General features: G+C 59.0%; 11 protein-coding genes. 10 read left to right on the top strand and 1 reads right to left on the bottom strand.

Features of this window, described 5'->3' with window-relative positions; translation table 11 throughout:
* The first annotated feature begins 929 nt into the window (after positions 1 to 929).
* The gene (locus tag HU766_RS22890) at positions 930 to 1439 is read left to right on the top strand and encodes a ProQ/FinO family protein (protein ID WP_186660867.1); all 510 of its coding nucleotides are present in this window, start codon (positions 930 to 932) and stop codon (positions 1437 to 1439) included.
* Between the two features lie 151 nt (positions 1440 to 1590).
* On the opposite strand, the gene nhaA is transcribed toward HU766_RS22890, so the two are convergent.
* On the bottom strand, positions 1591 to 2946 hold the full coding sequence (nhaA, locus tag HU766_RS22885) for a Na+/H+ antiporter NhaA (RefSeq protein ID WP_186660865.1): 1356 nt from the start codon (positions 2944 to 2946) through the stop codon (positions 1591 to 1593).
* Between the two features lie 247 nt (positions 2947 to 3193).
* Between nhaA and HU766_RS22880 the strand changes: the two genes are divergently transcribed.
* The 9 genes from HU766_RS22880 to HU766_RS22840 all read left to right on the top strand — a co-directional run bounded on the left by HU766_RS22880 (position 3194) and on the right by HU766_RS22840 (position 12256).
* Entirely contained in the window at positions 3194 to 4189 is a 996-nt protein-coding gene (locus HU766_RS22880; RefSeq protein WP_186660863.1) for a TRAP transporter substrate-binding protein, read from the top strand.
* 61 nt (positions 4190 to 4250) lie between these two features.
* A complete protein-coding gene (locus tag HU766_RS22875; RefSeq protein WP_186660861.1) occupies positions 4251 to 4883 on the top strand; it encodes a TRAP transporter small permease in 633 nt (210 codons plus the stop codon).
* Positions 4880 to 6163, top strand: a complete 1284-nt coding sequence (gene dctM / locus HU766_RS22870; protein ID WP_186660859.1) for a C4-dicarboxylate TRAP transporter large permease protein DctM — start codon at positions 4880 to 4882, stop codon at positions 6161 to 6163. The genes HU766_RS22875 and dctM overlap by 4 nt, the downstream gene beginning before the upstream one ends.
* A gap of 87 nt (positions 6164 to 6250) precedes the next feature.
* Positions 6251 to 7201 (top strand): TAXI family TRAP transporter solute-binding subunit, encoded by a 951-nt coding sequence (locus HU766_RS22865; RefSeq protein WP_186660856.1) that lies wholly within the window; start codon positions 6251 to 6253, stop codon positions 7199 to 7201.
* A gap of 75 nt (positions 7202 to 7276) precedes the next feature.
* Positions 7277 to 9304: a TRAP transporter permease gene (locus HU766_RS22860; protein ID WP_186660854.1), complete on the top strand. Its 2028-nt coding sequence runs from the start codon at positions 7277 to 7279 to the stop codon at positions 9302 to 9304.
* Positions 9301 to 9729, top strand: a complete 429-nt coding sequence (locus tag HU766_RS22855) for a DUF1850 domain-containing protein (protein ID WP_186660852.1) — start codon at positions 9301 to 9303, stop codon at positions 9727 to 9729. Before HU766_RS22860 ends, HU766_RS22855 begins: the two co-directional genes overlap by 4 nt.
* Before the next feature lie 171 nt (positions 9730 to 9900).
* Positions 9901 to 11127, top strand: a complete 1227-nt coding sequence (locus HU766_RS22850) for an MFS transporter (RefSeq protein WP_033700140.1) — start codon at positions 9901 to 9903, stop codon at positions 11125 to 11127.
* 461 nt (positions 11128 to 11588) lie between these two features.
* Positions 11589 to 11831 carry a hypothetical protein gene (locus HU766_RS22845; protein ID WP_156311152.1) on the top strand — a complete coding sequence of 81 codons (243 nt, stop codon included), beginning with the start codon at positions 11589 to 11591 and terminating at the stop codon, positions 11829 to 11831.
* 155 nt (positions 11832 to 11986) lie between these two features.
* Positions 11987 to 12256, top strand: a complete 270-nt coding sequence (locus HU766_RS22840) for a DUF3077 domain-containing protein (protein ID WP_186660849.1) — start codon at positions 11987 to 11989, stop codon at positions 12254 to 12256.
* Positions 12257 to 12298: the final 42 nt, after the last annotated feature.

The following is a 12298-nucleotide window of genomic DNA, read 5'->3' as shown; positions in this document are numbered from 1 at the left end:
TTTCGGTGGCACAAGAAGGCCGAGGACATCCTTGCCTCAGTCGCTCGCGCGGCGCGAGCGCTGGGCAAATGATTTTCAGTGGTATTTCTGAAACACCACACTAGGCTCTGTACGAAAAATTTGTGGGAGCGGGCTTGTCCCGCGATGGAGTGCGAAGCGCTCCTGTACCCGATATTAAATAGTGTCAAAGACGCCGCGAATTCAGGCTTTGCTGCCGCGTTGCGGCAGATCGCGGGGCAAGTCGGATCGCCGCACCGCCGCTCCCACAATGATGAATGACCATACTTTTCGTACAGAACCTCGCTGATCGGCAAACAGAAAGGCACGGATCCGCGAAGCGCAGCCATAGGTCGAAAGCGCCCGCTCATGGATAACGGCTATCGACCCAGAGCAGACCCTGGGTGCTGGGGCACTTCACAGCCCACCGCCGGCAAGCCCAGCCCCCCGCATGCACAGCGCAGGCGTGTAAGCTGCTTCCATGTCATGGACGGCAGGTGTGGCTATTGCACGCTTGACTGGAACAGTGGATGCGACGCTGATCTGGCTGCAGAAAAAGGGAAGTAGCGACCATTCGCAATGCGTCAGGCGCAGGGCTGACAACGCACAGCGACGGGCGGGACACGGCCGTCGCTATCCACCCCAAGGCGTCTACGGCCGAAGGTCGGGCGCAGGCTGGCGGAAACCTCGTGTCAGCCAGGTGAGGAAGACCACGGGGTTGAGCGTGCCGAAAAATGCTTTGGGCGGTTTGTCGGCCCGGCCCATGAAGTCAAGCAGGCGGCTGGTGCACGGCCCCTGAAAGGCAAAATCTGCCGAGCCGGTCATGGCGCATTCACGGAAACAACAGCGATTCATCCTGTTTGGGCTGCTCCCAAGCGCTTTATGGAATATCCTTGCACCACGCAATCAACTTCGAAGCAGTGAATTGAACGATGGGTTTTGAACAACTAGCTGAGCTACGTGACCGCCTCAGGTCGGAAAAACAACAGGCCAAGGCCGATAGCGCGAAACACCCCAAGCGCAAGCCTTCCCCGCAGGCGAAGCCTCGTGCCCAGGATCCGGCAGTGGAAGCGATCTGGCCATTGCAGAAGCATTTTCCGTTGGCCTTCCCTGTCAACCCGGCCCCCAAGGTGCCGCTCAAGGAGGGTATCTTCAAGGATGCCGAGCAACACCTGGAGCTGCTGGGTCTGACCCGCGAGCAGCTTAAGCTGGGCATCTCTACCTGGTGTCGGGGGGCTCGGTACTGGGCAAGCATGGTGGAGAATGCGCCGCGCCTGGACCTGAACGGGCAAGTAGCTGGCACTGTGACCGCCGCACAGGCATTGCACGCGAAGCAACAAGCTTCGCGGCAACGCAGCCAGGGCCGACGCGATCGTGTGAAGCCAAAGGCGAGTGCCCCGGCACCTGCCGCCGATGCCACAGCGGAGCCGTCTACGGACTGAGTCCAGTCGCACGCTGCACTGTGCTTTTCAGCAAATCAGCCCAGGTGATGAAGCACGGCTGGCGAACATGCAGGAGGAGATGACAGCGATCTGTCATCTCCTCCTGCACTGCAGTTCCGGCGTCACAGCAGATCTGTAGCCGGGTACAACGTTAGTGCGTCTTTGCGCAAGCTGAATGATTTCGGCGTACGCTCAGGATTCCCCAGGCGACACCCAGAACGGCAGAAATTACCGATCCGCAAAGCACGCCTACCTTTGCTGCGCCGAGCAGACTGGCATCGGCGAACGCCAATGTGGCGATGAAGATCGACATGGTGAAGCCGATGCCCGCCAGCAAGCCGATAAGGGTGACGCCGGTCCAAGTGACACCCGCTGGCAATGTGCACCACCCCAGACGGACCATCAGCCAGCTCACGCTCAACACCCCGAGTGGTTTACCCGCCACCAATGCAATACCGATACCCAGCATCACCCAATGTGGCGCATCGCTGGACAAGTCAATGCCCTGCAGATTGACCCCCGCATTGGCCAGCGCAAACAGCGGCATGATCGCGTATGCCACCCAAGGGTGTAGCGCACTTTGTATCCGAACTACCGGCGGCAAAAGCTCGCGCTGAGCCAAGCGCAGTCGTTTGAGGGGATCAATCAACTCGTTGACGCCCTGCTCCGGTGCCTTTGCGCTGCCAATCAGCTCGCCAGTGAATCGTCCGATCGCATCCAGTGGGCGCTCGCGCATTGGCATAGCGACGACGGGGGTCATCATCCCGAGAATCACCCCGGCCAGCGTGGGGTGGGCACCGGTCATCAATATCCCGCCCCAGGTCACGGCGCCTGGAAGAATATAGGCATAGGCAGACCCGACCCCTATTTTTTGCAGGCCAATGACCATTGCCAGCCCCACTCCAGCCACTGCGAATCCTGAATAATCCAATCCGCCCGAGTAGAAGAAGGCAATGATCAGGACAGCAATGATGTCGTCGATGATGGCAAGGGCCAGCAAGAACACGCGGATATTCGATGGGATCGACTTGCCCAGTAGAGCCAACACGCCCACCGCGAACGCAATGTCGGTGGCGGTGGGCACTGCCCAGCCGTTTTGTTGCGGTGCTTGATGGTTGAACCCCAGATAGAGCAGCGCAGGGACTGCAACGCCACCCAATGCTGCAGCCATCGGCAAGGTCGCCTGGCGCAGGCTGGACAACGCCCCTTCATGGATTTCGCGGCGGATTTCCATACCTACAACCAGGAAGAAAATGGTCATCAAGCCATCGTTGATCCAAAAATGCAGGGACTGCGAGACAACGTGCGAGCCAATGCCGAATGACACCGCGGTATGCCACAAGGCTTCGTAGCTGGCAGCGGCCGGGGAGTTGGCCCAGACCAACGCGGCTATGGCACTAATCAACAGCACGACGCCACTGACCGCTTCGATATGGAGGAAGCGCTCCAGGTTGGCAAACGCTCGCTGGGCCAGTTGTTGAGCACGGGGCAATTCTACTGTTTGCATAGGCAAGGTCACTCGCGCGCGGCGGCCCGACCGGCGTTACTTTTAACCTGCCTCACCGCCCTATGCGGCTAGCACCCAGGCGAAGTCTACAGAATCATCCTAGGCGTTGCGAACCCCGGATACGCCTCAGGCGCTGGTCATTACCCTGCAACTTACGGTTTTCTGCCTAGACTGACTGTTGTTCTGATACGCCAAAGCGCGCACGGCGTAGAACCCTGGGAAAAATAAAAACGAGAGGATGCTCCTGATGTTCAAATCTCTATCCATCGTCTTCACCTGCGCGTTGGCGCTAGGCACCCTGAGCCTTGCCCATGCGGCAGATCCGGTCATCATCAAGTTCTCGCATGTGGTCGCGGACCAGACGCCCAAGGGGCAAGGCGCCCTGATGTTCAAGAAACTGGTAGAGGAACGCTTGCCCGGCAAGGTCAAGGTCGAGGTCTATCCGAACTCCTCGTTGTTTGGCGACGGCAAGGAGATGGAAGCGCTATTGCTAGGCGATGTGCAGATGATTGCGCCTTCCCTGGCCAAGTTCGAACAGTACACCAAGTCCCTGCAACTCTTCGACCTGCCCTTCCTGTTCAATGACATCGCTGCGGTCGACCGCTTTCAGTTGAGCCCACAGGGCCAGGGGATGCTGAAGTCGATGGAAAGCAAGAACATTACCGGCCTGGCCTACTGGCACAACGGGATGAAGCAATTGTCAGCCAACAAGCCACTGCATGTGCCCGCCGATGCCCGTGGCCTGAAGTTCCGGGTGCAGGCCTCTGCCGTACTCGAAGAGCAGTTCAAGGCTGTCCGCGCCAACCCGCGCAAGATGAGTTTTGCCGAGGTTTATCAAGGGTTGCAGACCGGTGTGGTGAATGGTGCGGAGAACCCCTACTCGAATATCTACAGCCAGAAAATGCATGAAGTGCAGAAGTACATCACTGAATCCAACCACGGTGTACTGGACTACATGCTAATCACCAACACCCCGTTCTGGAACGGATTACCGGCGGACGTTCGCAGCGAGCTGGACAAGATCGTTGTTGAAGTCACCGCCCATGTGAACAAGGAAGCTGAGCAACTCAATGAGAGTGACAAGCAACGCATCCTCGCGGCGAAGACCACTGAAATCATCGTGCTGACCCCGGCGCAACGCGAACAATGGCGAGACGCGATGAAACCGGTCTGGAAAAAGTTTGAAGGCGATATCGGACCTGAACTGATCCAGGCAGCCGAAGCCGCCAACAAGGCTCAATGATCGCAAGGCAGATGCTGCCGGGGCGGCGTCTGCCAGTCGCCCTCGACGTGAGATACCATCGATGAAAGCGCTTCGGCGAATATGGGAACACTTCGAGGAAGGCTTTATCGTCTTCCTTCTGGCCGCCATGACATTGGTCACGTTCATTTACGTGATCCTCAACAATTTCTACAGCCTTTTCTATTGGCTTGCCGATCGCTGGCCGAGCGCAAGCACCCCGTTGTTTGCCATTGGCGACGAAATCATGGGCATGGCTCAAGCGATGACCTGGAGTACCGCGCTGACCAAGGCGCTGTTTGGCTGGCTGATTTTTTTCGGGCTGGCCTATGGTGTGCGCACGGGCGGGCATATCGGGGTGGATGCACTGGTCAAGCTCACCCGCCGGCCGGTGCAGAAATTCATCGGCGTCGTGGCCTGCTTGTGCTGTCTGGCCTATGCAGGATTGCTCAGTGTCGCCAGCTTCGAATGGATTCAGACACTGATGATCGCAAGTATCGGCGCTGAGGATCTGGGCCACTTTGGCATCATGCAATGGCATATCGGGCTGATCGTACCCTTGGGGTTTGCCCTGGTTTTCATCCGTTTTGCCGAGATTCTTGTGCGCATCTTGCGCAACCACCAGACCGGCCTGGGCCTGGCCGACGAAGCCGCTGACGCGCTGAAGCTCGCCGAGCACGAGGATGACAAGCCATGACCATTGCGTTCTTGTTCGTAGCCCTGTTCGTCCTGATGTTCATCGGCGTGCCCATCGCGATCTCCCTCGGCCTGGCCGGCTCCATGACAATCATTTTCTTCAGCCCCGACTCGGTGCGTTCGCTGGCGATCAAGCTGTTCGAAACCTCGGAACATTACACGCTGCTGGCCATTCCGTTCTTCCTGCTGGCCGGTGCCTTCATGACCACCGGTGGTGTTGCCCGCCGCTTGATCGACTTCGCCAATGCTTGTGTCGGGCACATTCGCGGCGGCCTGGCCATCGCCGCAGTACTGGCCTGCATGTTATTCGCTGCCCTTTCCGGATCCAGCCCGGCGACCGTGGCTGCCGTGGGGTCAATCGCCATTGCCGGTATGGTCCGCTCCGGTTATCCGCAGGCCTTTGGTGCAGGCATTATCTGCAACGCCGGTACGTTGGGCATCCTCATTCCGCCTTCGATCGTGATGGTGGTCTACGCCGCGGCCACGGAGACCTCCGTCGGCAAGCTGTTCATGGCCGGTGTGGTGCCTGGCCTGCTTTTGGGAACAGCGCTGATGGTGGCGATCTATATCGTCGCCGTTAAGAAAAACCTGCCCGCCCTGCCGCGCGCGACACTGCGCGAGTGGTTGGGTACGGCGCGCCAGGCGATCTGGGGCTTGTTGCTGATGGTCATCATCCTGGGCGGCATCTATTCCGGGATGTTCACCCCAACCGAGGCGGCGGCTGTAGCGGCGGTTTACTCGGCCTTCATTGCCTTGTTCGTCTACAAGGATTTGACGTTTCGTGAAACGCCCAAAGTCCTGCTGGAATCCGCCAAGCTGAGCATCATGCTGATGTTCATCATCGCCAACGCCATGCTTTTCGCCCATGTACTGACCACCGAACAGCTTCCACAACAGATAACAGCCTGGGTGATCGACGCGGGCCTGACGCCCGTGACCTTTCTGCTGGTGGTCAACATCGTGCTGCTGATTGCCGGTGCCTTCATGGAGCCGTCGGCGATTATCCTGATCTTGGCGCCGATACTTTTCCCCATTGCCATGAAACTGGGCATCGACCCGATTCACCTCGGCATCATCATGGTCGTCAACCTTGAAATCGGCTTGATCACACCGCCGGTGGGCCTGAACCTGTTCGTCACCTCGGCAGTGACCGGGATGTCATTACCCGCGACCATCAAAGCGGCGATGCCCTGGTTGATGATTCTGCTGCTGTTCCTGGTGCTGGTGACCTATGTACCTTGGATTTCGCTGGTCCTGCCGGCCTGGCTGGGTATGAGCTGATGCTGACTGCCTGGCCCCTTCGGCGCTGCGATCAACTACAGTGCAATCACTCTGGATAAAAGACATAACAAGACGGAGAAGTTCCCCATGCGAGTAAAGACACGCTTCGCCCTGCTGGTCGCCGCTACCTTGGCAGTCAGCACCGCAGCTCAAGCCGCGCCAGTGTTCATCAACATTCTCACCGGTGGGACCAGCGGGGTTTACTACCCGATCGGTGTCGGCTTGTCGCAGATCTACAGCGATGGCATTGCCGGCTCCAAGACCTCGGTCCAAGCCACCAAGGCCTCGGTGGAGAACCTGAACCTGCTGCAGGCTGGTCGAGGCGAGCTAGCGCTCGCGCTGGGCGATTCGGTTGCCGATGCCAAAAACGGCGTGGAGGACGCAGGCTTCAAGACACCGCTGACCAAGTTGCGTGCCCTTGGCGGGGCCTACCCCAACTACATTCAAATTGTTGCCAGCAAGGAATCAGGGATCAAGACGCTGGCCGATCTCAAAGGCAAGACGATCTCGGTCGGGGCACCCAAGTCCGGTACTGAGCTGAACGCCCGTGCGATCTTCAAGGCTGCGGGGCTTACTTATCAGGACATGGGTAAAGTGCAATACCTGCCGTTTGCTGAATCCGTCGAACTGATCAAGAACCGGCAATTGGATGCGACCCTGCAATCGTCCGGGTTGGGCATGGCCGCGATTCGCGACCTGGCCTCTGTCATGCCCCTCAACTACGTCGCCATCCCGCCTGAGGTGGTCACGAAGATTGGCAACCCGGCCTATCAGAGCGAAATGATTCCGGCCAACACGTATGACGGGCAAACCGAGGCGGTGCCGACGGTTGCCATCACCAACATACTGGTGACCCGCGCAGACATGTCCGATGAAGTCGTCTACGAGATGACCAAGCTCTTGTTCGAAAACTTGCCACGGCTGGGTAACTCACATTCGGCAGCCAAGGACATCAAACTGGAAAGCGCAGCCAAGAATCTGCCAATTGCACTGCACCCAGGCGCCGAACGCTACTACAAGGAAAAGGGCGCGCTGTAGCTGCACGAGGCGCAGTGGGTTGTATTGCCACTGCGCCATCGATTCTTTCCAGTGTGGCCATGAGGCAGGCAATCAATGAGTGACGAGCATCAGGGTATTTCCGCGAACCCGCGGGACTGGCCAAGAACCTTGTTTTATGTAGCGTTGCTGTTTTCGATTTTCCAGATCGTCACCGCAGCCTTCTCCCCCATCTCAAGCCAGGTGCTGCGTGCAGTACACGTCGGTTTCCTGCTCTGGGTGGTATTCCTCAGCTATCCAGCCCATGGCCAGGCCCGCCCCTGGCAACCGCTGGCCTGGCTGCTCAGCCTGGCTGGCATCGTCACCGCGCTGTATCAATGGGTGTTCGAGGCAGACTTGATCCAGCGCTCCGGCGACCTGACGCCAGCTGACATGGTGATCGGCGTGCTGCTGATCGCGCTAATCTTCGAAGCCGCTCGACGGGTGATGGGCATTGCACTGCCAATCATCTGTGGATTGTTCCTGGCCTACGGCTTGTTCGGTGAATACTTGCCCGGCGAACTGGCCCACCGAGGCTATGGTTTCGACCAGGTCATCAATCAACTGTCCTTCGGCACTGAAGGGCTCTATGGGACACCCACCTACGTTTCGGCTACCTATATCTTCTTGTTCATCCTGTTCGGCGCCTTCCTGGAGCAAGCAGGCATGATCAAGCTGTTTACCGACTTCGCCATGGGCTTGTTCGGTCACAAGCTGGGAGGACCGGCCAAGGTCGCCGTCGCTTCATCCGCGTTGATGGGGACCATTACTGGCTCAGGCATTGCCAACGTGGTGACCACGGGGCAATTCACCATCCCGCTGATGAAGCGCTTTGGTTATCGGGCCGCATTTGCCGGCGGCGTGGAAGCTACCTCCAGCATGGGCAGCCAGATAATGCCGCCAGTAATGGGCGCGGTTGCCTTCATCATGGCCGAAACCATCAATGTGCCGTTCGTGGAAATTGCCAAAGCGGCGTTGATACCCGCCATGCTGTATTTCGGCTCGGTGTTCTGGATGGTCCATCTGGAGGCCAAGCGTTCCAACCTCAAAGGCTTGCCTAAAGACCAATGCCCCAGCGCTTTCGGCGCGGTAAAGGAAAGCTGGTACCTGCTGATTCCTCTAGTAGTGCTGGTTTACCTGCTGTTTTCCGGGCGTACCCCGCTGTTCTCCGGCATGGTCGGGTTAGCCTTGACCGCCATTGTCATTCTCGGCTCGGCGATCATTCTCAGGGTGCAGAGCTTCGGCTTGCGCTGTGCATTCTGGATTGCGCTGGGTATTCTCTGCACAGGCTTTTTTCAACTCGGTATCGGTGTGATTTTTGCGGTCGTTGCCGTGCTGATGGTGTTTTGCTGGTTTATCAAGGGCGGCCGGGAAACCCTGACCATTTGCCTGCACGCGTTGGTCGAAGGTGCACGGCATGCGGTTCCGGTAGGGATCGCCTGCGCGCTGGTGGGGGTGATCATCGGCATCGTCTCGCTCACAGGCGTTGCTTCAACCTTTGCCGGTTACATATTGGCGATCGGCCGGGAGAACCTGCTGCTGTCACTGATATTGACGATGATCACCTGCTTGGTGCTAGGCATGGGTATCCCAACCATCCCCAACTACATCATCACCAGCTCGATCGCAGCCCCTGCGCTGCTGGAACTGGGCGTGCCGCTAATTGTGTCGCACATGTTCGTGTTCTATTTCGGGATCCTCGCCGATCTGACCCCACCGGTCGCCCTCGCCTGTTTCGCCGCAGCCCCCATCGCCAAAGAAAGCGGATTCAAGATCAGCCTGTGGGCGGTACGCATTGCCCTGGCAGGTTTCGTCATCCCCTTCATGGCGGTCTATAACCCGGCGCTGATGCTGCAGGGCGATAATCTGTGGATGACGGCCTACATGTTGATCAAGACCCTTCTGGCAGTCGGCCTCTGGGGAGTAGCGTCCACCGGTTACCTGCAACAGAAAATGGCCATCTGGGAGCGCTTGTTGAGTTTGGGTGCGGGGGCCTTGTTGATCGTGGCGCTGCCGCTGACCGACGAGATCGGTTTCGCGCTTGGGATTCTGGTATTGCTGCAGCATGTCTGGAGGTCCAGGCACGCAAGGACGGCGAACGCATGATCGGCTTGTGCCTGGGGCTGGATGGCGGGGTCTGGGCGCAACTGCCGGTGTCCCATTTCACCCTGGCATGGAATCACAGCATCGAGAAGATACGCTGGGAGGAAGACTATCGCCTCACCCGCGAAGGCCTGGTGTTGGAAGGCGCCAGGATTCGAGGTAATGGTGCAGGCATGGAGATACCCGATGATGCTCGATTGGAGCTGGGCAGTTGGCATTTCAAGCGCACGTTGCCGCCCCTGCAACCTTTGAAACTAGGACGCACCCCCGAAGCTGGCGACTATCAGCTATGCCTTGAGCAGGTGTGTCACGCCATGAGCCATTGGGTTGGAACGCCCTCTACCAACCAGCCCTTCATACAGCTGTGGAGTTGCGAGACAGATAGACATCCGGTACAGAACACCAATTCCTATCGAGCCACCTACTGAAAGCCGCCGCGCTGTAGCAGGCGCTCTGCACTGGGCGTCTTATCGATCGTACTGATGATTACTATCGAGCCGCGCGCCTGTGTGGTGGCGCCAACCCCCTCGTATAATCGCCTTCAATTTTCGCCCTCTCCTCGCCTGCTGCAGGCGACATCCCCCTTGGAACCCAGCATCATGCCAAGCGACAGCCAGGCCCCTAGCGGCCTTCCCGAACATAACCAACAAAGCGTCAAACAGCAGTGGCTGGCGATTCTTTCGGTCGCCGTGGGTGCCTTCGCCCTGGTCACCAGTGAGTTTCTGCCGGTGGGCGTGCTCAACGACGTTGCCAGCGACCTCGGCATCAGCGCAGGCCAGGCCGGCCTGATGGTGACCCTGCCCGGCATCATGGCCGCCCTCGCCGCCCCTTTGCTGTCGGTGGGCATTGGCGCCATGGACCGCCGTTACCTGCTGATCGGCCTGACGCTGATCATGATCATCGCCAACGCGGTGGTGGCCTACGCCAGTGACTTCAGCCTGCTGCTGTTCGGCCGCGTCCTGCTGGGCGTCAGCATCGGCGGCTTCTGGGCCACGGCCATTGCCCTCAGCGGCCGCCTGGCACCCAAAGGCGTGGGCGTTGCCCAGGCCACCTCGATCATCATGGTCGGGGTAACCCTGGCCACCGTGCTGGGCGTGCCCGTGGGCACCTGGCTGAGTGGCCTGATGGGCTGGCGCATGACCTTCCTGGTTACCGCGCTGGTGGGTGTACCGGTGCTGCTGGCGCAGGTCCTGCTGCTGCCGCGGCTCAACCCGGACAAGGCCATCCGCATCAGTGACCTGCCGGCCCTGTTCATCAACCCACAAGCGCGGGTTGGGTTGATTGCGGTATTGCTGATTGGCCTGGCGCACTTTGCCGCGTACACCTATGTGGCACCCTTCTTCAAACAGAACGCCGGCTTCGATGGGCCGACGATTGGCTCGCTGCTGTTGCTGTATGGCGTGGCCGGGGTAATCGGCAACATCTTCGCCGGCTTCGCCGCCAACCGCAGCGTGCGCCACACCCTGATGCTGGTGGCCGTGATGATTGGCGTCAGCACCGCCCTGTTCCCCCACTTCGCCACTGGCATGACAGGCGCTGCAATGTTGATCGCACTGTGGGGCTTCGCCTTCGGCGCCTTCCCGGCGTGCGCCAGTATCTGGATGTTTGTGGTCGCGCCCAAGGATGTCGAACGCGGCATGCCCCTGTTCGTGGCGATGTTCCAGGTGATTATTGCGCTGGGCTCGTTCTTCGGCGGGCAGATCGTCGACCAGTTGGGCAGCTCGGTGCTGTTGAGCCTGGCCACGGCGCTGGTAGGTTGCGGCTTTGTCACAGTGCTGGTGCTGGGGCGTAGCGTCACTAACCGATTGGCCGTTCAGCCCTGCTGACAGGCCGTAGTAAAAAACCGGCATCAATCCACGAGCGGGTACTCACCCGCTCCGGTTCAACTGGGGCAACCTGCCGCTGGTCGACAGCACGGGCGATGGAGCGCCGCGCAACGTGACGGCGTTGGTGACCTGGAAGTATTGATCGGGGGTTTGCTTTTCAGTGATGAATAATCAGATTTAACCCCTTCCTTGTAGGCCTTTTCCCAAACATACTCCTGCCGCCTTTTTTCCGTTGCGGCCGCTCAGGCACCGCTCTAGTCTCGGCCTGTCGCTGCAAACAGCGATCGGCTTTGACAGGCCGCGACGGTACATGGCACAGCTCGTCCTTATGGCGGCTGTACGTGCGGGCACGCTTGCGTGCGCCGGAACTTGCTATGTCCGCCGGTCTGTCAACCCACGTACAGCTGCCACCCTTCTGTTTGACAGCAGGCAGGTGACCGCATCTCTAAAAGGACGTAGTCATGCTCAAGATCGTTCCCGATCCACCCCACAACCACCACTCTCTCGAAGACACCCTCATCCAGGCTGCGGACTACGCGCTGTGCGCACAGACCGTGGCCCATCAGGCGATTCTGCTTCAGCCCAAGTCCCCTGTGTCGATCCTTATGATGACGACCATGCATGAGCTGGAGGCGCTGCGTGTGCTGCTTGAGTCGGCGTTGATTCAGGTGCAGATGCCAGCAGAGCCGCGTACTCGGCATTAAGGGCCTATGCGATGTGTTGCCTGGTCTGGCCTCTTCGCGGGGCAAGCCCGCTCCCACAAGTACACATCAGGCTCGAGTCTGTGGTGATCCTGTGGGAGCGGGCTTGCCCCGCGAAGAGGCCAGACCAGGCTGCAAAACTTCAGGGAGTATCAACAATGACCACAGACACCACAAAACCCCAAACCACCGCTGGCAAGACTAAGTTCTACCAAGGTGAAAAAAAGACCCAAGCGCTGTTCTGCATCGAGCCCGGCATCCCTTGCCAGGATGCCCGTGAGCAGGCCTCTGAATTGATGGGTGTTGTGCGAGACTTGACCATCGCCGGGGTGATGGACGACAACCCACAGTTGATCTGGGCATCGCACTACCTGAGCGCATTGGCCAAGGCGCTGATGGACGACGCGGAACTGGGCATGATGCATTGAGGCCCGTGTAGACAAGTGTGGTGTTTCAGAATACCAATGAAA

Origin of the sequence: Pseudomonas sp. SWRI77 (genome assembly GCF_014269105.1) — a bacterium.
Taxonomy (GTDB): Bacteria; Pseudomonadota; Gammaproteobacteria; order Pseudomonadales; family Pseudomonadaceae; genus Aquipseudomonas; species Aquipseudomonas capeferrum.
The sequence above is the reverse complement of the archived record's forward strand: the minus strand, read 5'-3'. Positions and strand labels throughout refer to the sequence as shown.

Coding starts and splice junctions, on each gene's coding strand:
- HU766_RS22890 (WP_186660867.1), top strand. CDS start 930: ATGGGTTTTGAACAACTAGCTGAGCTACGTGACCGCCTCAGGTCGGAA.
- nhaA (WP_186660865.1), bottom strand. CDS start 2,946: ATGCAAACAGTAGAATTGCCCCGTGCTCAACAACTGGCCCAGCGAGCG.
- HU766_RS22880 (WP_186660863.1), top strand. CDS start 3,194: ATGTTCAAATCTCTATCCATCGTCTTCACCTGCGCGTTGGCGCTAGGC.
- HU766_RS22875 (WP_186660861.1), top strand. CDS start 4,251: ATGAAAGCGCTTCGGCGAATATGGGAACACTTCGAGGAAGGCTTTATC.
- dctM (WP_186660859.1), top strand. CDS start 4,880: ATGACCATTGCGTTCTTGTTCGTAGCCCTGTTCGTCCTGATGTTCATC.
- HU766_RS22865 (WP_186660856.1), top strand. CDS start 6,251: ATGCGAGTAAAGACACGCTTCGCCCTGCTGGTCGCCGCTACCTTGGCA.
- HU766_RS22860 (WP_186660854.1), top strand. CDS start 7,277: ATGAGTGACGAGCATCAGGGTATTTCCGCGAACCCGCGGGACTGGCCA.
- HU766_RS22855 (WP_186660852.1), top strand. CDS start 9,301: ATGATCGGCTTGTGCCTGGGGCTGGATGGCGGGGTCTGGGCGCAACTG.
- HU766_RS22850 (WP_033700140.1), top strand. CDS start 9,901: ATGCCAAGCGACAGCCAGGCCCCTAGCGGCCTTCCCGAACATAACCAA.
- HU766_RS22845 (WP_156311152.1), top strand. CDS start 11,589: ATGCTCAAGATCGTTCCCGATCCACCCCACAACCACCACTCTCTCGAA.
- HU766_RS22840 (WP_186660849.1), top strand. CDS start 11,987: ATGACCACAGACACCACAAAACCCCAAACCACCGCTGGCAAGACTAAG.